The organism is Bradyrhizobium sp. i1.15.2 (assembly GCF_040548425.1).
GTDB lineage: Bacteria > Pseudomonadota > Alphaproteobacteria > Rhizobiales > Xanthobacteraceae > Bradyrhizobium > Bradyrhizobium canariense.
Map to the genome: position 1 here is coordinate 129689 of NZ_JBEPRQ010000014.1, position 22686 is coordinate 152374.

22 protein-coding genes are annotated in these 22686 nt (G+C 65.4%); 9 read left to right on the plus strand and 13 right to left on the minus strand.

Annotated features, from left to right (window positions below; all coding sequences use genetic code 11):
• Nucleotides 1-218 precede the first annotated feature (218 nt).
• Genes ABIB80_RS24160 through topA form a run of 4 tightly spaced genes read right to left on the minus strand, consistent with a single transcriptional unit; the run spans nt 219 to nt 6535 of the window.
• A complete protein-coding gene (locus ABIB80_RS24160; RefSeq protein ID WP_219684938.1) occupies nt 219-968 on the minus strand; it encodes an NUDIX hydrolase in 750 nt (249 codons plus the stop codon).
• Nucleotides 969-1000: 32 nt separating this feature from the next.
• On the minus strand, nt 1001-1435 hold the full coding sequence (locus tag ABIB80_RS24165; protein WP_007603299.1) for a DUF983 domain-containing protein: 435 nt from the start codon (nt 1433-1435) through the stop codon (nt 1001-1003).
• Nucleotides 1429-3783: a ribonuclease R gene (gene rnr / locus ABIB80_RS24170; RefSeq protein WP_354128560.1), complete on the minus strand. Its 2355-nt coding sequence runs from the start codon at nt 3781-3783 to the stop codon at nt 1429-1431. Before rnr ends, ABIB80_RS24165 begins: the two co-directional genes overlap by 7 nt.
• A gap of 7 nt (nt 3784-3790) precedes the next feature.
• Nucleotides 3791-6535, minus strand: coding sequence for a type I DNA topoisomerase (gene topA, locus ABIB80_RS24175; RefSeq protein ID WP_219684940.1), 2745 nt, complete (start codon nt 6533-6535; stop codon nt 3791-3793).
• A 227-nt stretch (nt 6536-6762) separates the two neighbouring features.
• Between topA and ABIB80_RS24180 the strand changes: the two genes are divergently transcribed.
• On the plus strand, nt 6763-7002 hold the full coding sequence (locus ABIB80_RS24180; protein WP_354128561.1) for a hypothetical protein: 240 nt from the start codon (nt 6763-6765) through the stop codon (nt 7000-7002).
• Nucleotides 7003-7319: 317 nt separating this feature from the next.
• Here the strand turns inward: ABIB80_RS24180 and ABIB80_RS24185 are convergent, their stop codons facing one another.
• Together ABIB80_RS24185 and ABIB80_RS24190 are read right to left on the minus strand one after the other, a co-directional pair.
• A complete protein-coding gene (locus ABIB80_RS24185; RefSeq protein ID WP_219684943.1) occupies nt 7320-7874 on the minus strand; it encodes a flavodoxin family protein in 555 nt (184 codons plus the stop codon).
• A 171-nt stretch (nt 7875-8045) separates the two neighbouring features.
• The gene (locus tag ABIB80_RS24190) at nt 8046-8513 is read right to left on the minus strand and encodes a winged helix-turn-helix transcriptional regulator (RefSeq protein ID WP_354128562.1); all 468 of its coding nucleotides are present in this window, start codon (nt 8511-8513) and stop codon (nt 8046-8048) included.
• A gap of 121 nt (nt 8514-8634) precedes the next feature.
• On the opposite strand from ABIB80_RS24190, the gene ABIB80_RS24195 reads away from it, so the two are divergent.
• A complete protein-coding gene (locus ABIB80_RS24195) occupies nt 8635-9408 on the plus strand; it encodes an SDR family oxidoreductase (protein ID WP_219684745.1) in 774 nt (257 codons plus the stop codon).
• Between the two features lie 178 nt (nt 9409-9586).
• The gene (locus ABIB80_RS24200) at nt 9587-9769 is read left to right on the plus strand and encodes a hypothetical protein (RefSeq protein WP_007603307.1); all 183 of its coding nucleotides are present in this window, start codon (nt 9587-9589) and stop codon (nt 9767-9769) included.
• Between the two features lie 72 nt (nt 9770-9841).
• Here the strand turns inward: ABIB80_RS24200 and ABIB80_RS24205 are convergent, their stop codons facing one another.
• The gene (locus ABIB80_RS24205; protein ID WP_354128563.1) at nt 9842-10450 is read right to left on the minus strand and encodes an FMN-dependent NADH-azoreductase; all 609 of its coding nucleotides are present in this window, start codon (nt 10448-10450) and stop codon (nt 9842-9844) included.
• Between the two features lie 83 nt (nt 10451-10533).
• Between ABIB80_RS24205 and ABIB80_RS24210 the strand changes: the two genes are divergently transcribed.
• Nucleotides 10534-10944 carry a winged helix-turn-helix transcriptional regulator gene (locus ABIB80_RS24210; RefSeq protein ID WP_219684744.1) on the plus strand — a complete coding sequence of 137 codons (411 nt, stop codon included), beginning with the start codon at nt 10534-10536 and terminating at the stop codon, nt 10942-10944.
• Here ABIB80_RS24210 and dprA read toward each other — a convergent pair.
• The gene (gene dprA, locus ABIB80_RS24215) at nt 10941-12083 is read right to left on the minus strand and encodes a DNA-processing protein DprA (RefSeq protein ID WP_354128564.1); all 1143 of its coding nucleotides are present in this window, start codon (nt 12081-12083) and stop codon (nt 10941-10943) included. The two genes, ABIB80_RS24210 and dprA, sit on opposite strands and share 4 nt — an antisense overlap.
• Nucleotides 12084-12173: 90 nt before the next feature.
• Here dprA and ABIB80_RS24220 point away from each other — a divergent pair, with 90 nt between their 5' ends.
• A complete protein-coding gene (locus ABIB80_RS24220) occupies nt 12174-13418 on the plus strand; it encodes an amidase (RefSeq protein WP_219684742.1) in 1245 nt (414 codons plus the stop codon).
• Here ABIB80_RS24220 and ABIB80_RS24225 read toward each other — a convergent pair.
• The 4 genes from ABIB80_RS24225 to ABIB80_RS24240 form a co-directional block, all read right to left on the minus strand.
• On the minus strand, nt 13415-14623 hold the full coding sequence (locus tag ABIB80_RS24225) for a patatin-like phospholipase family protein (RefSeq protein WP_354128565.1): 1209 nt from the start codon (nt 14621-14623) through the stop codon (nt 13415-13417). The genes ABIB80_RS24220 and ABIB80_RS24225 overlap by 4 nt on opposite strands.
• A gap of 146 nt (nt 14624-14769) precedes the next feature.
• Entirely contained in the window at nt 14770-15366 is a 597-nt protein-coding gene (gene plsY / locus ABIB80_RS24230) for a glycerol-3-phosphate 1-O-acyltransferase PlsY (RefSeq protein ID WP_219684748.1), read from the minus strand.
• 47 nt (nt 15367-15413) lie between these two features.
• The gene (locus ABIB80_RS24235; protein WP_219684747.1) at nt 15414-16715 is read right to left on the minus strand and encodes a dihydroorotase; all 1302 of its coding nucleotides are present in this window, start codon (nt 16713-16715) and stop codon (nt 15414-15416) included.
• A gap of 5 nt (nt 16716-16720) precedes the next feature.
• The gene (locus ABIB80_RS24240; protein ID WP_007603315.1) at nt 16721-17668 is read right to left on the minus strand and encodes an aspartate carbamoyltransferase catalytic subunit; all 948 of its coding nucleotides are present in this window, start codon (nt 17666-17668) and stop codon (nt 16721-16723) included.
• Nucleotides 17669-18172: 504 nt separating this feature from the next.
• On the opposite strand from ABIB80_RS24240, the gene ABIB80_RS24245 reads away from it, so the two are divergent.
• From ABIB80_RS24245 to ABIB80_RS24260, 4 genes are all read left to right on the plus strand, one after another.
• A complete protein-coding gene (locus ABIB80_RS24245) occupies nt 18173-18418 on the plus strand; it encodes a hypothetical protein (protein WP_007603317.1) in 246 nt (81 codons plus the stop codon).
• A gap of 143 nt (nt 18419-18561) precedes the next feature.
• Entirely contained in the window at nt 18562-19314 is a 753-nt protein-coding gene (locus ABIB80_RS24250; RefSeq protein WP_051058558.1) for a M15 family metallopeptidase, read from the plus strand.
• Nucleotides 19315-19334: 20 nt separating this feature from the next.
• Nucleotides 19335-20978, plus strand: coding sequence for an acyl-CoA dehydrogenase family protein (locus ABIB80_RS24255; protein ID WP_354128566.1), 1644 nt, complete (start codon nt 19335-19337; stop codon nt 20976-20978).
• 23 nt (nt 20979-21001) lie between these two features.
• Nucleotides 21002-21763, plus strand: a complete 762-nt coding sequence (locus ABIB80_RS24260) for a CPBP family intramembrane glutamic endopeptidase (RefSeq protein ID WP_354128567.1) — start codon at nt 21002-21004, stop codon at nt 21761-21763.
• Here ABIB80_RS24260 and ABIB80_RS24265 read toward each other — a convergent pair.
• Nucleotides 21760-22683, minus strand: coding sequence for an AEC family transporter (locus ABIB80_RS24265; RefSeq protein ID WP_007603326.1), 924 nt, complete (start codon nt 22681-22683; stop codon nt 21760-21762). The genes ABIB80_RS24260 and ABIB80_RS24265 overlap by 4 nt on opposite strands.
• Nucleotides 22684-22686: the final 3 nt, after the last annotated feature.

Consider the following 22686-nt stretch of genomic DNA (forward strand, 5'->3'; position numbering starts at 1 on the left):
GGAAGACATAGGCATGCCCAGGAACTCCGCCATCGGGGGAGGCGGGAAGATTATTTTGTTTTTCGATGCGCGCTCAGCACATTCGCGTCATTCCGGGGCGCCGCGTAGCGGCGAACCCGGAATCCATCGAGCAGCAAGGACGGTGTTGAATGGATTCCGGGTTCGCCGCTACGCGCGTCCCGGAATGACGGAGGAGAGACGTGGGCCCGCGCGGCCAGTCAGCTCAAAATATCCTTCTGCATCTTGCCGCCGTAGAAATGGAAGAACGGCACCGGCGCATCATGGCGGAGCGGGCCGGCGGCAAGGCGCGCGTCGAGCTCGTTGAGCACATTGCGCGTCATCGGATGCAGATCGGCGAGCGGCTTTGAGCCGAGCTCGACCCAGACCAATTCGACAAGCTCGGCATCGGCATGGATCACGCCGTCGACGCGATGGGCGATCGCGGAGGCGTCCGCCGTGAAGAAGCGCGTGTCGAACCGCTTGACGCGGCCGGGCGGGGTGATCGCGCGCGCGATCAGGAACAGGCTGGAGGGATCGGGCAGCAGGCCCGCATCCGCGAACGGCTTCCAGGGGCCTTCCAGTTTCGCTTTGCCTTCGGCCTTGCGCCCGAGGCAGAGGCCGGTCTCCTCGCAGGCCTCGCGGATCGCGGCAATCGCCAGCGACTTCGCGCGCGAGGCCGGAGTCTTCGGACTGCCCTTGGCGAGATTGGCTTCCAGCTCGGCGGTTACAGGCGCCGCGCACGGCACGCGAAAATCGTCCTTGTCGACGCGGCCGCCGGGGAAGACGAATTTTCCGGGCATGAACACCACCTTGTCGTGGCGCTTGCCGACAAGGACTTTTGGAATGGCTCCGCTGCGGTCGACCAGGATCAGTGTCGCCGCATCCCGCGGGCGGAAATAGGGATGATGGTCGGCTTCCTTGCCCTCGTGGATCTTCGCCTTGTCGGTTGCCTGCGACGTATCCGTCATGTCCTCACCCAAACCACTTTTGCTTATTTTGCTTACACCGGCGGAATACCATCCGTCGGGTTCTCGTCAAACCCATGCATGCGCAGAGCCCATTGCAATCCGACCACGGCTCCCTTCACCGGCTGCAGCAGTGCCAGCGAGGCGACGAAGGTGAAGGGCAGATAGGCCGCGAAGCTGATCCAGACCGGCGTGGTGTAATTGGTCTCGATCCAGAGGATGCTGGGCACCACGATATGGCCGACGATGACAATGACGAGATAGGCGGGCAGATCGTCGGCCCGATGCGGCGTGAAATCGAGGCCGCAGACCGCGCAATTATCCGCCGTCTTCAGGAAGGCGCGGAACAGCTTTCCCTCACCGCAGCGCGGGCAGCGGCCGCGAAAGCCGCGCCTTATCGCAGCAAAGACGTCGCGCTTCTCGACGAGGCCGGTCTCGCGGGTCCAGATCTTCGGGGCTGTGCTCACCATGCCTTACCCTTCTGACCCTTGCCCTTGCTTTGTCCTTTGGCTTTTTTCCCCTTGCCGGGCTTCTTCGGCTTGTCCGGCTTGCGCTTCTTGTCGGGACTGCGCCCCGGATGCGCCTTGAACGAGGGGCGACGTTGCGGACCGGAGGACCTGCGGTGCCGCGGCGCGGTCTCACCCGTCGATGACAGCAGCTCGAAGCGCAGGGCGCCTGCGATCGGAGCTGCTTCGATCAGGCGGACGTCGACGACGTCACCGAGCTGATGCATGGTGCCGCTGCGGGTGCCGACGAGGGCGTGGCGGCCCTCGTCATAGTTGAAATATTCCGTGCCGAGGGATCGGATCGGGATCAGGCCGTCGGCGCCGGTCTCGGCGAGCTTGACGAACAGGCCGGCGCGCGTGACGCCGGAGACGCGACCCTGGAAGCTCGAACCGATGCGGTCGGCGAGGTGATGGGCGATCAGGCGGTCGACGGTCTCGCGCTCCGCTTTCATCGCGCGCCGCTCGGTGACCGAGATGTGGGCTGCGACTTCGCTCAACGTTTCCGGCGTCTCGGTGTCGGGCAGCGCGCCTTCGCCGAGACCGAGCGCGCGAACCAGCGCACGGTGCACGACGAGGTCGGCATAGCGGCGGATCGGCGAGGTGAAATGCGCATAACGGCGCAGGTTCAGGCCGAAATGACCGTAATTCTCCGAGGAGTATTCGGCCTGTGCCTGGGCGCGCAGCACGACCTCGCTGACCAGCGGAAAATGGTCGTGGCCTTCGAGCTGCGCCAGCACGCGGTTGAACAGAGCGGGGCGCAACGCGCCTGATTTCGCGAAGGGAACGTCCAGCGTCTCCAGGAATTCCGCGAGCGCGTGGACCTTTTCCAGGGTCGGCTCGTCATGCACGCGGTAGATCAGCGGCAGCGATTTCTTCTCGAGCATCTCGGCTGCCGCGACATTGGCGAGGATCATGAACTCCTCGATCAGCTTGTGCGCGTCGAGCCTGTCGGGCACGACGACGCGGTCGACCGTGCCGTCGCTCTTCAACAGGATCTTGCGCTCGGGCAGATCGAGATTGAGCGGATCGCGCTCGTCTCGCGCGCGCTTGACGCAGGCATAGGCCGCATAAAGCGGCCGCAGGATCGGATCGAGCAGGGGGCCGGTGATGTCGTCCGGCCGGCCGTCGATCGCGGCCTGCGCCTGGGCGTAGCTCAGCTTGGCTGCGGAGCGCATCAGGATGCGGTGGAAGCTGTGCGAGCGTTTGCGCCCGTCGGCAGCGATGATCATCCGCACCGCGAGTGCGCCGCGCGGCTCGCCCGGGACCAGCGAGCAGAGATTGTTGGAGATGCGCTCGGGCAGCATCGGCACGACGCGGTCGGGGAAATAGACCGAGTTGCCGCGGTCGAGCGCGTCGCGGTCGAGTGCGGTGCCCGGTCGCACGTAGAAGCTCACATCGGCGATGGCGACATCGACGATGAAGCCGCCCTTGTTGTTGGGATCAGGATCCGGCTGCGCGTGCACCGCGTCGTCGTGATCCTTGGCATCCGGCGGATCGATGGTGACAAGCGGCACGTCGCGCCAGTCCTCGCGCCCCTTCAAATTGGCCGGCTCCGCTGCTTCGGCCTCGCGCTCCGCCGCGGGGCGGAATTGCAGCGGGATGTCGTGCGCGTAGATCGCGATCAGGCTGATCGCCTTCTCCGACTTGACCGAGCCGAGCTTCTCCTTGACGCGGCCTGACGCCAGCCCAAAGCCGCGCGAGCGGATGATATCGACGCTGACGAGATCGCCGTCCTGCGCGCCGTGCGTCTCGGTCGGCGCGATGTTCAGCTCGCGGTCGGCGGACTTCTTGTCGACCGGGATGATCCGTCCGCCGCCTTCGGGCAGGCTGCTGAAGACGCCGAGGATGCGGCTCTTGGTCTTGTCGAAGACCTTGATGATGTGGCCGCGATAGGCCGGGCCTTCGGTCTCGTCGGAGCGCTCGACCCGCAGCAGCGCGCGATCGCCGACGCCGGCCGCGGTGCCGGGCTTGGGCCGGCGCGGCATCGTGATGAGGATCTTTGGCGGTTCGCCGCTTTCGACTTCGTCCCATTCGGTGGGGGAGGCGACCAGCTCGCCGTCGGCGTCGCGGCCGGTGATGTCGGCGACCAGCGTCGGCGGCAGGCTGTCCGGCTCTGAAATCATATGGCGCTTTTTCTTGACGAGCCCGTCGTCGGCGAGCTCGCGCAGCATGCGCTTGAGCTCGATGCGGTCGGCGTTCTTCAGGCCGAACTCGCGCGCAATTTCGCGGGTTCCGACCTTTCCGGGATTTGCCTTGATGAAGGCGACGATGGCTGCCCTGTCGGGAAAGCCACGGTCATTCTTGCGTTTCACTTAACCTCTATTTGGTGCCGGCACTTTTCTTGGCCGGAGCTTTGGCGCCAGCTGCCTTGGTCGGCGACGTTTTGGCCGTCGACGACACGGCTGCGCGCGCCTTGCTGGTGGATTCGGATTTGGGTTTGGCCGCCTTCTTCGCGGCCGGCTTTTTGGTTTTTGGCGCGGCGTCATCGCCGTCGGCGGCCTTCGCCGCAGCCTTCTTGGCCTTGGCGGGCTTGGCCGCCTTCTTCGGCTTCTTGCCGCCGCCCTTGGCCGCGCGCTCGTCGATCAGCGCGATCGCCTGCGGCAGCGTGATGGCGTCTTTCTCGATGTCGCTCGGGATCGTCGCGTTGACGCCGCCCGCCGTGACATAGGCGCCGTAGCGGCCGCCCTTCACCGTGACGGTGCCGAGGCTGGGATGATCGCCGATCGCCTTGCCGGGATCGGCGCCGAAGCGGCGGCTCGGGCCCTTGGCGATCTTCTCCGCGATCAGCGTCACCGCCCGGTTGATGCCGATGTCGAACACTTCGTCGCCGGCCTCGAGGCTGGCATAGGTCTTCTCGTGCTTCACGAACGGCCCGAAGCGGCCGAGGCCCGCGGTGATCGGTTCGCCGGTTTCCGGGTGCTTGCCGATCTCGCGTGGCAGCGACAGCAGCTTGAGCGCAAGGTCGAGCTCGACATCTCCAGGGGAAGTCCCCTTCGGAATGCCCGCGCGCTTCGGCTTCTCGCCCTCCGCATAATCCTTCTGTTCGCCGAGCTGGATGTAGGGCCCGAACCGGCCGGCCTTGACCCAGACATCGCGACCCGTATCAGGGTCCTGGCCGAGCGAACGATCGGCGGTCGCCTCGCCGTCGGCGGCGAGCTGACGGGTGTAACGGCATTCCGGATAGTTCGAGCAGCCGACGAAGGCGCCGAACTTGCCGGCCTTCAGATTCAGCCGTCCGTTGCCGCAGCTCGGGCATTGCCTGATGTCGCCGCCATCGGTGCGCGCCGGATAGATGTGCTGGCCCAGCATCTCGTCGAGCACGTCGAGCACCTGGGCTACGCGCAGATCCTTGATCTCGTCGACCGCGCCGATGAAGCCGGTCCAGAAATCCTTCAGCACCTGCTGCCAGGAAATCTCGTTGTTGGAGACGCGGTCGAGCTGCTCTTCCAGATTGGCAGTGAAGTCGTATTCGACATAGCGGGCAAAGAAGCTTTCGAGGAAGGCGACCACGACGCGGCCCTTGTCCTCGCCGTGCAGGCGCTTCTTCTCGAGCTTGACGTAGCCGCGGTCCTTGAGGACCTGGAGGATCGAGGCATAGGTGGAGGGCCGGCCGATGCCGAGCTCTTCCATGCGCTTGACCAGCGAGGCCTCGGAGAAGCGCGGCGGCGGCTCGGTGAAGTGCTGGGTGACGGCGAGCGACTGCCGCTTCAGCGCGTCGTTGGGGCTCATCGCGGGCAGGCGGCGGGAGTCCTCGTCCTCCTCGTCGTCGCGGCCTTCCTGATAAAGTGCGAGGAAGCCGTCGAACTTGACGACCTGGCCGGTGGCGCGCAGGTCCAGCGTGCGGCCGCCAACCTTCGCCGTGATGTCGACCGTGGTGCGTTCCAGCTCGGCCGATTCCATCTGGCTCGCGATGGTGCGCTTCCAGATCAGTTCATAGAGTCTCGCCTGGTCGGACTCGAGCTTGCGGCTCATGCTGTCGGGGCGGCGCGACATGTCGGTCGGCCGGATCGCTTCGTGGGCTTCCTGGGCGTTCTTGGCCTTGGCCTGGTACTGACGCGGCGCGTCCGGCACATAGGCGTTGCCGTAATCCTCGCCGATCACCTTGCGGGCCTGGGTGATCGCGGACGGATCGATCTGCACGCCGTCGGTACGCATATAAGTAATGAGTCCGGTGGTCTCGCCGCCGATGTCGATGCCTTCATAGAGCCGCTGCGCGATGCGCATGGTATGCGCCGGCGCAAACCCGTATTTGCGGCTGGCTTCCTGCTGCAGCGTCGAGGTGGTGAAGGGCGCCTGCGGATTGCGCCGGGCCGGCTTGGCATCGACCGTGGTCACGGCGTAGCTGGCGGCTTCCAGCGCCTTCTTGAAGTCTTCGGCTTCCGCGCCGGTGCCGATGTCGAGCCGCTGGATCTTCTTGCCGTCGGCGCCGACCAGACGTGCCTCGAAGGCGTCGCCGCGCGGCGTCAGCAGGGTCGCGATCAGCGACCAGTATTCGCGCGCAACGAACTTTTCGATCTCGAGCTCGCGGTCGCAGACCAGCCGCAGCGCCACCGACTGCACGCGGCCCGCCGAGCGGGCGCCCGGCAGCTTGCGCCACAGCACGGGGGAGAGGGTGAAGCCGACCAGATAGTCCAGCGCGCGGCGCGCCATATAGGCGTCGACCAGCGCACCGTCGATCTGGCGCGGATGCTTCATGGCGTCCGTGACCGCCTGCTTGGTGATGGCGTTGAACACCACGCGCTCGATCTTGTGGTCCTTGAGCGCGCGCTTCTCTTTCAAGACCTCCAGCACGTGCCAGGAGATGGCCTCGCCCTCGCGATCAGGGTCGGTGGCGAGAATCAGGCGATCGGCGTTCTTGAGGGACTTGGCAATGTCGTTGAGCCGGCCGGCCGCCTTGGGATCGATCTCCCAGATCATCTTGAAATTGGCGTCGGGATCGACGGAGCCGTTCTTCGCCGGCAAGTCCCGGACATGGCCGAACGAGGCCAGAACCTCGTAGGACGAGCCCAAATACTTGTTGATCGTCTTGGCTTTCGCCGGCGACTCCACAATGACGATATTCATGTAGTTCCAGTAACTTATGGGGAAATTTGGGGCCGAATTCGATGAGATTCGGGTCGGCCCTTTCGTCCCGAACATGGGTGGTGAGGCCCTCGCTGTCAAATCGAGGGGTGTTGAAAGCTATCCCGATGGGAAAAGTTTCATATCGAGAAAGTTGCAAAATACCACCTTTGAGTTGCGGCCGATGTCGGCGTAATGTTTCTAGGGGGCATGGATTCGGGTGGGGGCTGGTGACTAAGCCAGGAAAGAAACGGGCCGGCGCCGCATCGCGCGAGGCGGGAGGCTCGCGTCACGAGGAACCGGGGGAGGGCGGCGTCGAGGAGGCGGTCGCCTTCATCGCCGAGCAGGTCGGGGCGCTGCGCAAGCTGGCCGAGCGGCACAAGCTCGACGTGCTGCACTATCTCCTGGGAATGACCAAGCTGGAGGCCGACGAGCATCTGCGGCTGCGGAGCAAGCGCAAGCTGTCGTGAAGGGGGGATGCCGAGCGGAATCGATTACGCTGTCTCTCTCTCCGAGTCGTCCTGGCGAAAGCCAGGACCCATACCGCGAGGTCTATCGACCTGAGTGCGGTGCGAATTCCGGGTGACGAGTCTTCGCCAAACTCCTGCTTGGGATAATGGGTCCTGGCTTTCGCCAGGACGACGTTGGAGAGATGGCGCGCACCCGCTGACCGCCGCCGCGGCGGCGGCCGCGGCTTCAACGTGGTATCCGCGTCGGGAAGGTACCGCGGACCTTTTCCGTCAGCACATGCGCCTGATAGGCGCTACGCTCGCAATGACGGGTGAGGTTAGCCGTTGCGGCTTGCCATTTTGGCCAATCGCTGACCGAGATATTCGGCCGTGCTGAGGTCGGTCTGAGGCAAGACGCTGTCGACCAGATGCGTCGCAAGGCCAAGCTGGCTGCCCAACCGATTGCGGCCACTCGGATCCTCCCCACCCGGAATATCCAGTCCGCACCAGAGCATGCCGTGCTGCGCGGCCAGAATGGAAAAGTAGGTCAGTGTGTGGAGTTGATCGCCGCCTGCGCAGGCGCCGGTGGTGAACCCGGCTGCGAACATGTTGGCCCATTGTTGCCGGCTCCATCGATCGCTTGAAGCATCGGCAAACGCTTTGAATTGAGCGGCTGGTCCGCCCATATAGGTCGGGCTGCCAAATGCAACTGCGTCGGCGCGGTCGATCGTCTCCAGTAAGCTCTCATTCTGGAAGCGGCCTGACACGATGTCGCCGCCGGTGATGCGACATAGCGAGACCTCCGCCTTGCCATCCGCTCCGCGCGCAACCGCATGCGCCAGCTTCTCGGTGGTGCCTGAGATGGAAAAATAGACGATGGCGAGCAGGGGCATGGTGGTGCCACTTTGGTGGGACCTCGCCATCTTTGACGCTGTCGATGTCTTGTACAAGTCCCGCCACGCCGTCATTGCGAGCGCAGCGAAGCAATCCAGAGTCTTTCCGCGGTGGCAGTCTGGATTGCTTCGCTGCGCTCGCAATGACGGGCTGGTGGCAGTTCGACGTTACTAGGCCGACCGCCGTCGCGGCGCGGGCCGCGGCTTCAGCGTGGTATCGGCTTGCCTAAGCAGCCGCCCGTCCTCGGCGCGCAACTCGAGCTTCTTCACCGGGCGGCCTCTCTCGCGATCGACCAGGATGGTCGCGATCTCCGACGGGCGATCGTCGAATTCCTCGCTCCATTGGCGCAGCGCTACCAACACCGGGAAGACGCCGCGGCCCTTCGGCGTCAGCACATATTCCTGATAGGCGCTGCCGTCGGACGCCGGGGCGGTTGCTAAAATGCCGTGGTCCACGAGTGAGCCCAGCCGGGCCGACAAGATGTTCTTGGCCATGCCTAGCTTACTCTGAAACTCGCCGAAGCGGCGCAGGCCGAACAGCGCCTCGCGGATGATCAGCAGGGACCACCGGTCGCCGATCGCTTCCAGCGAGCGTGCAATCGGGCAGGCGTCGCCCTCGAAGCTCGTTCGTTTCACCATGGTCGGGTCCTTTCGCGATCGCACGGTCCAGTCGCCGTTCACGCGCTCGTGTGGTTGCATATTAAAACCACATAGCCTAGATGGCAATCATAGTTTTATGATGCAACCACTGGAGGCGAACGTGAGACTGAAGAACAAGACGGCCCTGATCACCGGCGGCAATAGCGGCATTGGACTGGCAACGGCAAAGCTGTTCGTGGCCGAGGGCGCCAAAGTGGTGATCACCGGGCGCAACAAGGAGACGCTCGAGGCGGCCGCGAACGAGCTCGGGCCGAACGCGCTCGCGCTGACCGCCGACGCCACCGACATTGCCGCGACCGAAGCTGCGATCAAGAAGGGCGCCGGAAAGTTCGGCAAGTTCGACGTCGTGTTCGCCAATGCCGGCATCGCCGGCGGTACGCCGCTGGGGTCGGCCACGCTGGAGGTCTTCGAGAAGGTCATCAGCACCAATCTGACCGGCGTGTTCTTCACCGTGCAGTCCGCGCTGCCTTATCTCAACGACAACGCTTCGATCATCCTCAGCGGCTCGGTGATCTCCGTGCTCGGCATTCCCGGCTATTCGGCGTATGGCGCCGCCAAGGCCGGCGTGCGGGCGATGGCGCGGATCATGGCATCTGAACTGTCTCCGCGCGGCATTCGCGTCAACGTGGTCGCGCCGGGTGCGATCCGCACACCGATCTGGGGACCTGCGACCGCAACACCGGAAGCCGAGAAGGCGTTCGAGAAGCGGATCGCGCTGACGACGCCGCTGGGGCGCATTGGTGAAACAGATCACGTCGCGAAGACCGTGCTGTTCCTCGCCTCCGACGATTCCGCCCATGTGCAGGGCGAGGAAATCTTCGTCGACGGCGGCGCGGTTGCCTCGCCGAGCGGCGCGCCGATCTATCGCGGCTGATCAATCTTGGTGCAAATTGAATCGGTCGGCGCAGCGGCGAGTGGTTGCGCCGGCCGGTTCCCACGTCTCGCGAGCTGTATTTTCTGAACCTTGCGTGAGGCGTTGAACCTTCGCTTGCGCTGCCAAGACACTTTTACGGGCAGGGGGTCACGAAGACTCATTTTCAAGGGAGCCCGATATGCCAAAGGCAGCTCGTATTACTTCCCCGATTTCAGCACCGCGTATTTACACCGAAAACTCCACCATTCCCGCCAAGCGTTCCGACACCTCCGAGTTCATCGGGGTCGCTCTTTTCTCAGGCATCGGCCTGTTCGTTTCCCTCGTCGCCGTCATCCTCGGCATTCAGGGCTCCTGGTTTTAGCTTCGCCGATCGCGCACCGGTCGATCAGCCGCCGCAGGCAATGTTGCGGCGGCTGATGATGTGGGCGTTGCCTCAGGCCGCGCGCAGGCTGGTTGCCGCCTCAAGCGCGCTTGCGAGCGACTTCTCGCGATGCTCCGGCCCGACCTGGATGCCGTCGGCGGTGATGAATTCGGGATGATGGATGCCCATGAAACCGAACACGCCGCGCAGATAGCTTTCGAGGTGCTCCAACGATGCGGCGGGCGTGCCCGCGCCGTAATAGCCCCCGCGCGAGATCGCGAAGATCACGCGCTTGCCGCCGGCAAGGCCCTGTGGGCCATTGGCGCCGTAGCTGAACGTCTTCCCCGCCACCAGGACCCGGTCGATCCAGGCCTTGAGCTGGCTCGGAATGGTGAAATTGTACATGGGCGCGCCGATCACGACGATGTCCGCCGCAAGAAACTCGTCCAGCGCGGCCTTGCTGGCGGCGAGGTCGGGGCCGAGTTCCGCCGGCGCAGGCGCGCCTTGCGCGGCCGCCAGATGCGAGCCGGAGAGATGGGCGAGCGGGCTCTGCGTCAGGTCGCGATACACGAGGTCGAGCGATGGCGTCGCCTGCCTGAGACGGTCGACGATGGCGGCGGAGACCTGCCGGGAAACGGAGTGGGGGCCGAGCACGCTGGCGTCGAGATGGAGGAGTTTCATTCGGGATCACCCTGGTATAAGTTTGTAACCAGAACTACATGAGTGACTATCGAAATCCCCGCAAGAACGCACCTTTTTGAGCCATGGGCACATCTTTGAAACCTGCGCACATCGATTTGCCTGCCACGCCGATGCCGGATCGCGACCACGCCGACTGCCGTGGCGTCGCCTCGATCCTCGCGCGCGTCGGCGACAAATGGAGCGTGTTCGTGATCATGATGCTGAGTGACGGGCCCAAGCGCTTCAACGAGCTCAAGCGCATGATCAACGGCATTTCGCAGCGGATGCTGACCCTGACGCTGCGCGGGCTCGAACGTGACGGCCTGGTCACACGCACGATCTTCCCGACCATTCCGCCGCGGGTGGATTACGAGCTGACCGATCTCGGCCGCGGATTGCAACAGCCGGTGAGGGCACTTGGCGAATGGGCGATCACGCATCAGCAGCAGATCGCCTCGGCGCGCACGCGCTTCGACGAGCGGAACTCTCCTTAAAGCAGCGAGACCAAGCCACCGCCGTGGCGTTCGAGCCGGCCGGCGAGCTCGAGCTCCAAGAGCACGGTGCGCACGATGGCAGGCGAGGCGCCGGACATCCGCACGAGATCGTCGATCGTGACAGGGGCAGGGCCGAGCAGGCCGGTGATCTGGTCGCGGTCGTGTCCTTGCGGATCGCTTTCGAACGGCTCGCTGTCGGGCTCGTTCGCGGTGCGCATCAGCGGCCGCTCCATGATCGGTGCGACGGCGTTGACGACGTCGGCGGCTTCGGTGACGAGCGTCGCGCCCTGCTTGATCAGATCATTGGTGCCGGCGGCGCGCGGATCGAGCGGCGAGCCGGGCACCGCGAACACTTCGCGGCCCTGTTCGGCGGCCATGCGCGCGGTGATCAGCGAGCCCGAGCGGTGCGCCGCCTCCACCACGACCACGCCGAGCGCGGCGCCCGAGATCAGCCGGTTGCGGCGGGGGAAGTCGCGGGCGCGCGGCTCATGGCCGAGCGGCATCTCGGAGATCGCAGCACCCTTGCGATCGAGGATCGCTGCGAGCAGATCGCCATGCTCGGGCGGATAGATGCAATCATGTCCGCCGGCGAGCACGGCGATGGTGCCGCTCTCGACACTGGCGCGGTGCGCGGCCTGGTCGACGCCGCGGGCAAGGCCGGAGATGACGACAAAGCCGGCCTCGCCGAGCTCGCGGGCGAGCTGACCGGCGAATTTCAAGCCTGCACCAGAGGCGTTGCGCGAGCCGACCATCGCGATCATCGGCCGCATCAGCGTGGCATTGTCGCCGCGCACGGCGAGCAGCGGCGGCGCATCGTCGAGCGTTGCCAGCCGCGCCGGATAGCCGTCCTCGCCGGGCGCGAGCCAGGCAATTCCAAACTTGCGGCTCGCGGCGAGCTCGGCCTTCGCCTCCTCGGCGCTACAGATGCGCGCCGATCGCTGCGCACCGCCGCGGCGTGCGAGATCCGGCAGCCGCTCCAGCGCCGCGCGCGCCGTGCCGAAATGATCGACCAGCGACCGGAAGGTGCGCGGCCCGACATTGTCGGACCGGATCAGCCGCAGGCGGTCGATCCTGTCGGCTTCGGTCAGCTCTACGCTGGGATTGATGGCGTCCACGGCAGCTCCTTGCAGGCGCAGCATGGAACAACCTGAGGGCGTGGGCAACAGCTGCGTACGCTTGCGCGACCTTGCCCCGATGCTAAAAGCGATCCCAATAAGAAGGGTATTGCCATGATCTCACTTGCCGATCTCCAGCGCCGCATCGAAGCAGGCGAGCTTTCGCCTGAGGCCGCCATCGCGCAATCGCATGCGGCCATCGAGGCGCGGGAGAAGGACGTTCACGCCTTTGTCCGTCACGACAAATCCGCGAAGGCGCAAAGCGCCGGGCCGCTGCGCGGTATCGCGGTCGGGATCAAGGACATCATCGACACCGCCGATTTTCCGACCGAGATGGGATCATCGATCTATCGCGGCTGGCAGCCGCGCGCGGACGCGCCTGTGGTGATGATGCTGAAGCGGGCAGGCGCCACAATCATCGGCAAGACCACGACCACGGCGTTCGCCTCGCGCGATCCGACCCCGACGCTCAATCCGCACAATCTCGGGCATACGCCGGGCGGCTCGTCCTCGGGCTCGGCCGCGGCCGTCGGTGCCGGCATGATCCCGCTGGCGCTGGGCACCCAGACCGGCGGCTCGGTGATCCGGCCCGCCGCCTATTGCGGCACCGCCGCGATCAAGCCGTCGTTCCGGATGCTGCCGACGGTCGGCGTCAAATGCTATTCGTGGGCGCTCGACACGGTCGGCCTGTTCGGCGCGCGCGCGGAAGATCTCGCGCGCGGACTGCTGGCGATGACCGGCCGCACCGAATTCGCCGGCATCGTCCCGGCGAAGGCGCCGCGCATCGGCGTTATCAGGCAGGAGTTCGCTGGCGACGTGGAGCCGGCCGCCGAGGAGGGGCTGCAAGCCGCGATCAAGGCGGCGACGCGGGCCGGCGCCAGCGTGCAGACTATCGATCTGCCGGAAGCGGTGCAGGAGGCCTGGCGCATCCATCCGATTATTCAGGACTTCGAGGCGCATCGCGCGCTCGCCTGGGAATTTTCCGAACGGCACGACGAGATCGCGCCGATGCTGCGCGCCAGTCTCGATGCGACGGTCGGTCTCACACCCAAGGACTATGACGACGCACGCCGGGTCAGCCGCCGCGGTCGCCGCGAGCTTGGCGAGTTGTTCGAGGGGTTCGACGTGCTGCTGACCTATTCGGCGCCGGGCACGCCGCCGGCCAAGGAGCTCGCGAGCACCGGCGACCCCCGCTACAACCGGCTCTGGACGCTGATGGGCAACCCTTGCGTCAACGTGCCGGTGCTCAAGGCCAATGGCCTGCCGATCGGCGTGCAGGTGATCGCGCGCTTCGGCAACGACGCGCATGCGCTGGCGACGGCGTGGTTCCTGGAGCAGGCGCTGGCGAGATCAGGCTAGGCAGGTTCGAGGGCAACGATGCGCTGGCCGGATGCGGCCGGCGCTGCGCTGTGGTCGGTACCTTGCTTGAGCCAGCGCCCGGCGGCCTCGCGGCCGCTGCGGTGAAGCGCGCGAATGAAACCGCGGCCGAGATCGGTGGACGAGCGCTGCGCCAGGCCGTCGACGAAATCTTCCGCGGCGATCCTGGAGAGCCGCAGCGACGATGCGGCCTGCGATTGCGCCCATTCCATCGCCGCGATCTCGGCATTGAGGGCGGCGTTGGCCGCGATCTGGTCCAGCCTGCGGTCGATCGCGGCGAGCGTGATCGGCACGTAGCTGTCACGCGCTGGCGTGACCTGGACCAGCAGGATTTCGGTGCTCGTCGTGTCCTGCACGAGCCGCAGCAGGGGCGGATTGCCGCCGAGGCCGCCGTCCCAATAAGCCTCGCCGTCGATCTCCACCGCGCAATGAACCAAAGGTGGGCAGGTCGAGGCCAGCGCGACGTCGGCCGTGATGGCGTCATTGCGGAAGATCTGCTGCTGCCCATCGCGGATCCGGGTCGCCGCGATCAGAAGCTTAGGGCAGCGGGGGTCGCGCAAGGCGGAAAAGTTGATGTCGCGCGACAGCGCCTGCCGCAGCGGATCGAGATCGAACGGATCGAACTGGCCGGAGCGTAGCGTCGGGCCGAACGCGACCGAGCTTCCCGCCGGCGAGAAACCGCCGATCAGCATCAGCGATCGGAACGAGGCCTCGTGCATCAGCCGGATCCAGAACCGGTTCAGCCGCGCGCGCGCGCCTTCGCGGCCGCCCTCGGCGAAACCGGAAGCGAGCAGCAGCGCGTTGATCGCGCCGGCACTGGCGCCGCTGATGGTGTCGATCGCGATCGATGGCTCTTCCAGCAGCCGCTCTAGCACGCCCCAAGTGAAAGCGGCGAAGGTGCCGCCGCCCTGGAGCGCTAGCGACAATTTTTGCGGCGGCCATGGGTTGGCGCGGGGCCGCGCGGACGCAACTGGCGCCGCGCCGGTCACGGCCTCGACAGTCAGAGGAGCTTGCGCGATGCGAGCAGGCTGCGGCGTCGGTGGCGAAACGGGCACAGGCTTGGGAGCAGGAACCGGCGAGGGCGCACTAGACCAGATATCCGTCGTCGAGAGCAGCCGGCTTGCCGCGGTGCAGGTAGCACCTCGCAAATCGCCATCCTCTTGCGCGCTGACAATCTTCTCGCTCATTCTGAGCAACCGCGTAGAGCCATGCCCACGATCAGGGCCAAGGCCTGGAACCCGTTCGTCCATACAGCCGTGATTCGGCTGCAAGTTGCGAACACCATTTGCGATATAATGCAGAAGGGGTGCCGCGGTATCCGTGGTTTCCCGGCTTATGCCTTCTCGCCGATCCGGCTTTCCTTGCCCGATTGCAGCCGCTTGATGTTCTCGCGATGAGCGTAGAACAGCAGCAGCGTCAGCACCGCCGCCAGTGCGGCGAGTGCGGGCTGGCCGAACCACAACAGGAACAGCGGGGTGATGAACGAGGCCACCAGGGCCGAGAGCGAGGAATAGCGGGCGGTAAAGGCGGTCGCCAACCAGAGCAGGCAGAACACCAGTGCGGCCGGCCAGAACAGCCCGAGCATGATGCCGATATAGACGGCGACACCCTTGCCGCCGCGGAACTTGAGCCAGACCGGGAAGAGATGGCCGAGGAAGGCGCCGAGCCCGGCCAGCATCGCGGCATTGGGACCGGCGATGTAGCCGGCGATCACCACCGCCACGGTGCCCTTGAGCGCATCGAACAGCAGGGTTGCGGCGGCAAGGCCCTTGCGCCCCGTGCGCAGCACGTTGGTGGCGCCGATGCTGCCGGAGCCGATCGAGCGAATATCCTGCGTACCGGCGAGTTTCGTCAGGATCAGCCCGAACGGAATCGAGCCGAGCAGGTAGCCGATGACGAAAGCCACCGGCAGAAACAATTCAAGCGCCATGTCTGCAAATTCCATGTCTGCAAATTCCCTGGCTGCAGCTCCGCACGTCAGACATGCTCGTACACCGTCCGTCCGCCGACAATGGTGCGCACCACGCGGCCTGTAAAGCGGGCCTCGTCGAAAGGCGTGTTCTTGCAGGGCGATTTGAGGTCGGCGGGATCGACCACCCAGGGCACATCGGGGTCGATCACGATGACGTCGGCGGGGCTGCCAGTGCGCAGGGTTCCGCCAGGCAATCCCAAAATCTCGGCCGGCCGGGTCGACATCGCCCGGATCAGCGTCTTGAGGTCCAACTCGTCATTGTGCACGAGGCGAAGGCCCGCCGGGAGCATGGTCTCCAGCCCGATGGCGCCGGGGGCTGCTTCCGCGAAAGGCAGGCGCTTGACCTCGACGTCCTGTGGATTGTGGTCGGACATGATGACGTCGACGAGGCCGGAGGCGACGGCGGCGACCAGCGCGCGGCGGTCGTCCTCGGTGCGCAGCGGCGGCGACAGCTTCAGGAACGAACGGTAAGGGCCGATGTCGTTCTCGTTCAGCGCAAGGTGGTTGATCGAGGCCGAGGCGGTCACGGCGAGGCCGGCGTCGCGGGCGCGCCGGAGGATTTCGAGCGACTCGATGCAGGTCAGCGACGCCGCGTGATAGCGGCCGCCTGTCAGCGCGACCAGGCGCATGTCGCGCTCCAGCATCACGGCCTCCGCCGCGTTCGGGATGCCCATCAGGCCGAGCCGCGAGGCGAACTCGCCCTCGTTCATCACGCCTTCGCCGACGAGATCGCGATCCTCGGTGTAGTGCACGATCAGCGCGTCGAAATCGCGCGCGTAGGTCAACGCGCGGCGCATCACCTGCGCATTGATCACGCTTTTGTCGCAGTCGCTGAAGGCGATCGCGCCGGCTGCCTTGAGGAGGCCGAACTCGGTCATCTCCTCGCCGTGCATGCCCTTCGTCAGCGCCGCCATCGGCTGGATGTTGACGATCGCGGTGTCACGGGCGCGACGCATCACGAAGTCGACGGTCGCCGAGTTGTCGATCACCGGCAAGGTATCAGGCTGGCAGATGATGGTGGTGATGCCGCCGGTCGCAGCCGCCTGGCTCGCGGAGGCAAAGGTCTCGCGATGGCTGAAGCCGGGCTCGCCGACGAAGGCGCGCATGTCGATCAGGCCGGGTGCGACGATCTTGCCGGCGCAGTTGACGACATCGGTGCCCTCGGGGACGCCGGCAGCGCCAATGCCGCGGCGGGTCTCGCGGATGATGCCGTCGGCAATCAGGACGTCGCCGGGGCCATCGAAATCCCGGGAGGGATCGACGACGCGGGCATTGGCGAGCAGGATGGGTCGGCGGTCGGTCAACATGAGCATCACGCGTTCGGCAGGTTGCGGGCGAGCGCTTCCAGCACCGCCATGCGCACGGCCACGCCCATTTCCACCTGTTCGCGGATCAGGGACTGCGCGCCGTCAGCGACCGCAGTGTCGATCTCGACGCCGCGGTTCATGGGGCCGGGATGCATGACGAGGGCGTCTGGCTTGGCGTAGGCGAGCTTCTTCTGGTCCAGCCCGAAATAATGGAAATACTCGGAGGTCGACGGCACGAAGGAGCCGTTCATGCGCTCGCGCTGGAGCCGCAGCATCATGACGATGTCGGCGCCGTTGAGCCCCTCGCGCATGTCGCGCGCGACCTCGACGCCCATCCGCTCGATGCCGGGCGGCAGCAGCGTGGAGGGGCCGACGACGCGGACGCGGGCGCCCATCGCGTTGAGCAGGATGATGTTGGAGCGGGCGACGCGCGAATGCAGCACGTCGCCGCAGATCGCGACCACGAGGCCCTCGAGCCGGCCCTTGTTGCGGCGGATGGTCAGCGCGTCGAGCAGGGCTTGTGTCGGATGCTCATGCGCGCCGTCGCCGGCATTGATCACGGAACCGTCGACCTTGCGGGCCAGCAGTTCCACCGCGCCGGAGGCGTGATGGCGCACCACCAGGATATCCGGGTGCATGGCGTTGAGCGTCATGGCGGTGTCGACCAGCGTCTCGCCCTTTTTGATGGACGAGGATGACACCGACATGTTCATGACGTCGGCGCCCAGCCGTTTGCCGGCGAGCTCGAACGAGGATTGGGTCCGGGTGGAAGCCTCGAAGAAGAGGTTTACCTGCGTCCGTCCACGCAGGACGGTGCGCTTCTTGTCAACCTGGCGGTTGAGCTCGACATATTCTTCGGACAGGTCGAGGAGGCCGGTGATGTCGGCCGCGGAAAGGCCCTCGATGCCCAGCAAATGCCGGTGACCGAGGACGAAGGTCGATTTCGATGTCATTAAAGCGAGAGCTATAGGCGGGGATGGCCGGGGGGGCAAGGGCCAATGCCGGGGCGGGGAGTTATCCCCCGATCTGTACCTCGTCGTCAGTCCAAGGCGAGGCGAAGCAAGAGCAGCGCAATCGGCAAATCCGGAGTGCCATCGCACGCCGGTGACCTGCCGAGGCAGTTATGGCCCAAGCAGGATGGCCCTGTATTTCGATCCTGAGGCCCTACATCTTTTGGGTTTCTCGGATATGTTCAGCAATCCAAAAGCGAGCTGGATACGCAATCAATGACGTCCGACGATATCCCGCAACGAACACCTCAATCTCATTGCCAACTGGCTCAATACATTGGCTGCAGCCATCATGACGGCCGGAACCTTCGTGCCCGCGGCTCAGTTCATCTTCAACATTCTGCCGCCAGGCACGGACAACGGTCTATTGATTGGGATCGGTGCGGTTTGCGTCGTGTTCGGTTTCGCCGTACACTTGGCTGGACACGTTTTCCTGGGAGGTCTCCGATGACCACCAACCAAGTGATCGCCTTGCTTTTCCCGGTAGGGGTCACGGTAGGTGCCGTGCTTACGGGATGGCTGGCGAAGAAACTCTGGGTGGATCGCAAGCCGGAGATCGTCGGTTCAACCCACGTTGACGAGGACATTCTCTCGGCCCTGGGCGAGGCGGAGCGTGCGATCCAGAAAGCCGAGAAAGGCATGCGGGTAAAGGCTTCAGAACCTCTACCGAGGCATCTCTCGCCGCAGCCGTAGGCCAGATCGAGCGAAACGCAGCGTGGTTCGCCGAATTGGTCAAGTTTCATCGGTTCAATGACGCCAGCGTTCGCGCGATCGAGCCACGTGACTTCGAGTTCGCTCTTGTGCTCGCGTCCGAGACTGGGGGAGTTCGAACGCTTTTGGCCAAATCGATTCTGACTGCGCTTGTTGCAATTCTGTCGACCTCATACGTTCACGCCCAATCGCTCCCGGGCGGTTTCGTCTATTTGCACGACATCGATCCCAGCATCATCCAGGACATTCGCTACGCCACCTCGAACAATTTCGTCGGCCGTCCGCTCGCCGGCTACGGGGCCGGCGAGTGCGTGGTGAAGCGGGAGGTTGGGCTGCGGCTGAAAGCGGTGCAGCAGGAACTGGCGGCGCAAAATCTCTCGCTGAAGATGTTCGACTGCTACCGGCCGGCGCGGGCCTCGCTCGACATGGTCAGGTGGTCGCAGAACGGCCACGAGACGGCCGCCGAGCGGCGCTACAATCCCAAAATTCCCAAGACCGAGCTGTTCCGCCTCGGCTACATCGCAAGCCGCTCGCAGCATTCGACGGGGGCGGCGCTCGATCTCACGCTGGTCGATCTCAAGGCGGACAATTCAGGCAAATACGACCCGTCAAAGGCCTACGCTGATTGCACGGCGCCGGTCGAGGCGCGACTGCCGGAGGGCAGCGTCGACATGGGCACCGGCTATGACTGCACCGACGTGAAAGGGCACACCGCCGGACCGACGATCAGTCCGGATCAGCGCGCCTGGCGCAAGCGGCTGGTGGCTGCGATGGCGAGGCAAGGCTTTGTGAACTATGCGAAGGAGTGGTGGCACTTTTCACTGCCGGGGGCGGGAGGGGCGGCCTATGATTTCCCGATCCAGCCGCGGCGGAACTGATTCCGCGCCGAGGACACGAGATGACCCAGCCCAGCTTCGCGACCCACGAGGTCTTCAACCAGTCACCGCCGTTCGAGGACGTCGATCTGTTCGCCGCGGACCAGCCGCTGGTCGCGGCGGTCAGGACCAATGGCGCTGCGGCCGCGGAACCGGAGCTCTCGGAGTTCGGCAAGCATTGGGGCTCGGCAGCGATGGCCGATCGGGGGCGCGTCGCGAACGAGAACACGCCGAAGCTGCGCACCTTCGATGCCAAGGGCAATCGGCGCGACCAGGTCGAGTTTCATCCGGCCTATCATGAACTGATGGCCCACAGCGCCCGTGCCGGCGTGCACAATTCGACTTGGACCGCGGATGGAAGACCCGCGGGCGATGCCGCGGAGGTCATCCGCGCGGCAAAATTCTACATGGCCGCGCAGGTCGAGACCGGCCATCTCTGCCCGATCACGATGACGCGCGCCTCCGTGGCGGCGCTGGCGATGCAGCCTGATCTGCTCGCCAAGGTGATGCCGGTGCTGTCGACGAAAAGCTACGATCCCAGCTTTGCGCCGTGGTGGGAGAAGCGCGGTATGACGCTCGGCATGGGCATGACCGAGAAGCAGGGCGGCACCGACGTGCGCGCCAACATGACGCGCGCGGTGCGCGACGGAGGCGCCTACCGCATCACCGGCCACAAATGGTTCATGTCGGCGCCGATGTGCGACGCCTTCCTGGTGCTGGCCCAGGCAGACCAGGGACTGACCTGTTTCTTCATGCCGCGCTTCGCGCCGGATGGGTCGGTGAACGCGATCCAGTTCCAGCGGCTGAAGGACAAGCTCGGCAACCGCTCCAATGCGTCGTCCGAAGTCGAGTTCGTCGGTGCCTATGCGGAAGCCGTCGGCGACGAGGGCAAGGGCATCCGCACCATCATCCAGATGGTGCAACTGACGCGGCAGGATTGCGCGATCGCCTCGGTCGGCTTGATGCGCTCGGGGCTCGCCCACGCGCTGCATCACGCCCGGCACCGCAGCGTGTTTCAGAAACGTCTGGCCGATCAGCCGCTGATGCAAGCCGTACTCTCGGACATGGCGCTCCATGTGGAGGCGAGCACGGCGCTGGTGATGCGGCTCTGTCGCGCCTTCGATCGGACGCCGTACGATCCGGCGGAGGCCGCCTACATGCGGCTGCTGACGCCTGCGATCAAATACTGGACCTGCAAGAGCGCGCCGCCGTTCCTCTACGAAGCCATGGAATGCCTCGGCGGCAACGGCTATGTCGAGGACGGCATTCTGGCGCGCCACTACCGGGAGGCTCCCGTCAACGCCATCTGGGAGGGCTCGGGCAACGTGATGTGCCTCGACGTGCTGCGCGCGCTGTCGCGCGAGCCGGAGGCGGCGATGGCGGTGCTGCAAGCGCTTGCTGCCGAAACGAACGGTCTGCCAGGGGCAGGCGAGGCCGTCTCGTTCATCGGCAAGACCTTCCGGCGCGCGGACGGCGAGCGCGTTGCCCGCCTTGCGGTCGAGAAGCTGGCGCTGCTTGCGGCCGCCGCCGCGCTCAACGGCGTGTCGCCGCGCCAAGCCGAACTGTTCTCCGCCACACGCCTCGCCGCCAATCACGCCAGCATGTACGGCGCGGTCGAGCTCGAGAGCGGCGATGTGCGCGCGCTGCTGGAGCGGGCGCTGCCGTGAGCCTCTCAAACGAAAGCGCTTTAATGGACTCCCTCAATCCCGATCATCCTCCGCTCATCGAGACGCCGGCGCCGCGGGTCTGGAAATTCTGGGGCACGGCGCTGTGGGGCATCGCTATCTTCGCAGCCATGTTCGTCGGGCAGATCGGGGCCATCGTCTATCTGGTCTGGGTCGCCCGCGACCCTATCGACCTCGCATCACTGCAGCACGTCGGTGGCGAGCCGGCGTCGCTCGCGTTTTCGGTCACGATGGGCCTGCCGGCGACGCTGGCCGCCGTGTGGCTGGCCATCCGCATCAAGAAGGCGTCCTTCGTCGACTATCTCGCGTTGTATTGGCCGTCATGGAAGCAACTCCTGTTCGGCGCCGTCGGGCTGATTCTGATCGTGGTGGCCTGGGAGACGATGTCGCGGAGTCTCGGCCGCGAGGCGACGCCGGGCTTCATGACCGATCTGTTGAAATCCGGCCGTGACAAGGACGCCGCCGTGATGCTGCTGTTCGCCTTCAGCGTGGCGGCGCCGATGTCCGAAGAGGTTTTGGCGCGCGGCTTCCTCTACCGCGGCTGGTCGGCGAGCTTCCTGCGCGTCCCCGGCGCGATCATCCTGTCGTCGCTGCTGTGGACCGTCGTGCACCTGCAATACGACCTGTACTTCCTCGCCGAGGTCTTCTCCATCGGCCTCTGGTTCGGCTACATGCGCTATCGCAGCAACTCACTGTGGCTCACGATCGTGCTGCATGCGCTGAACAATCTGACGGCGGTGGTGCTGACGATGTGGTTGGGGAGTTAGGCCACCAGCGCGATCGCGATCGGCATCGTGATCGCCGCCAAAATCGTCTGCAGCGTGATGATCTGCGCCAGTAGCGGGGCATCGCCGCCCATCTGGCGGGCCAGCACATAGGCGCTGGTCGAGGTCGGCACCGCGGCGCAGATCGCGACGATCGCGAGACTGTCGCCGGACAGTCCGAACCAGACGGCGAGCCCCAGCGCGATCACGGGCATCAGCACCAGCTTGAACACCACGCCGATAGCGGCGCCCGTGCTGGGGCGGAGCAGGCCTTCAAGATGCAGGCCGGCGCCGGTGACGAGCAGGCCGATGGCGAGCGAGGAGCGGCCAAGTGCATCTGCCACCTCATGCCAGATCTTCGGCAACGGCAGATGGACGACGTTGATGACGAGGCCGATCACGCAGGCCCAAATCAGGGGATTGCGAACAACCGTCATGACAACGGTGCGCGCGGATTGCTTCTTCGGCGCTGCGTAGTGGGCGAGCACCGCGACGCTGAGGACGTTGACCAGCGGAATGATCGCCACCATCGCGACGGAGGCGAGCGCCAGCCCGACCTCGCCGAACATATTGGCGGAGACGGACAGCGCCACATAGGTCTGCCAGCGGATCGCGCCCTGGAAGATCGAGGTGAAGGCGGGGCCGTCGATATCGAGCCGCGACAGGGCCGGGCGGAGCGCGAGGCAGAGCAGCGACATCGCGAGCGCCGAGAGCAGCAGCGCGCCGCCGACGCCTGCGACCGGGACCTTGGACAGGTCGGCCTTCACCAGCGTCTGGATCAGCAGCATCGGAAACAGCACGAAATAGGTCAGCCGCTCCAGCCCGTTCCATTGCGTATCGAGCCGCATCAGCGTGCGCTTTAGCACCACGCCGAGCACGATCAGGATAAAGACGGGGAGGAGCGCCGCGATCACGACGGCCATGGA

What these genes read in the sequence shown, in the direction of transcription:
- ABIB80_RS24190 (WP_354128562.1), bottom strand. Translation starts at nt 8,513, where the DNA reads ATGGTGAAACGAACGAGCTTCGAGGGCGACGCCTGCCCGATTGCACGC.
- ABIB80_RS24265 (WP_007603326.1), bottom strand. Translation starts at nt 22,683, where the DNA reads ATGGCCGTCGTGATCGCGGCGCTCCTCCCCGTCTTTATCCTGATCGTG.
- ABIB80_RS24260 (WP_354128567.1), top strand. Translation starts at nt 21,002, where the DNA reads ATGGACTCCCTCAATCCCGATCATCCTCCGCTCATCGAGACGCCGGCG.
- ABIB80_RS24210 (WP_219684744.1), top strand. Translation starts at nt 10,534, where the DNA reads ATGGGCACATCTTTGAAACCTGCGCACATCGATTTGCCTGCCACGCCG.
- ABIB80_RS24160 (WP_219684938.1), bottom strand. Translation starts at nt 968, where the DNA reads ATGACGGATACGTCGCAGGCAACCGACAAGGCGAAGATCCACGAGGGC.
- ABIB80_RS24240 (WP_007603315.1), bottom strand. Translation starts at nt 17,668, where the DNA reads ATGACATCGAAATCGACCTTCGTCCTCGGTCACCGGCATTTGCTGGGC.
- plsY (WP_219684748.1), bottom strand. Translation starts at nt 15,366, where the DNA reads ATGGCGCTTGAATTGTTTCTGCCGGTGGCTTTCGTCATCGGCTACCTG.
- ABIB80_RS24235 (WP_219684747.1), bottom strand. Translation starts at nt 16,715, where the DNA reads ATGTTGACCGACCGCCGACCCATCCTGCTCGCCAATGCCCGCGTCGTC.
- ABIB80_RS24185 (WP_219684943.1), bottom strand. Translation starts at nt 7,874, where the DNA reads ATGCCCCTGCTCGCCATCGTCTATTTTTCCATCTCAGGCACCACCGAG.
- topA (WP_219684940.1), bottom strand. Translation starts at nt 6,535, where the DNA reads ATGAATATCGTCATTGTGGAGTCGCCGGCGAAAGCCAAGACGATCAAC.
- ABIB80_RS24220 (WP_219684742.1), top strand. Translation starts at nt 12,174, where the DNA reads ATGATCTCACTTGCCGATCTCCAGCGCCGCATCGAAGCAGGCGAGCTT.
- ABIB80_RS24205 (WP_354128563.1), bottom strand. Translation starts at nt 10,450, where the DNA reads ATGAAACTCCTCCATCTCGACGCCAGCGTGCTCGGCCCCCACTCCGTT.
- ABIB80_RS24200 (WP_007603307.1), top strand. Translation starts at nt 9,587, where the DNA reads ATGCCAAAGGCAGCTCGTATTACTTCCCCGATTTCAGCACCGCGTATT.
- ABIB80_RS24245 (WP_007603317.1), top strand. Translation starts at nt 18,173, where the DNA reads ATGACCACCAACCAAGTGATCGCCTTGCTTTTCCCGGTAGGGGTCACG.
- ABIB80_RS24225 (WP_354128565.1), bottom strand. Translation starts at nt 14,623, where the DNA reads ATGAGCGAGAAGATTGTCAGCGCGCAAGAGGATGGCGATTTGCGAGGT.
- ABIB80_RS24255 (WP_354128566.1), top strand. Translation starts at nt 19,335, where the DNA reads ATGACCCAGCCCAGCTTCGCGACCCACGAGGTCTTCAACCAGTCACCG.
- dprA (WP_354128564.1), bottom strand. Translation starts at nt 12,083, where the DNA reads ATGCTGCGCCTGCAAGGAGCTGCCGTGGACGCCATCAATCCCAGCGTA.
- ABIB80_RS24165 (WP_007603299.1), bottom strand. Translation starts at nt 1,435, where the DNA reads ATGGTGAGCACAGCCCCGAAGATCTGGACCCGCGAGACCGGCCTCGTC.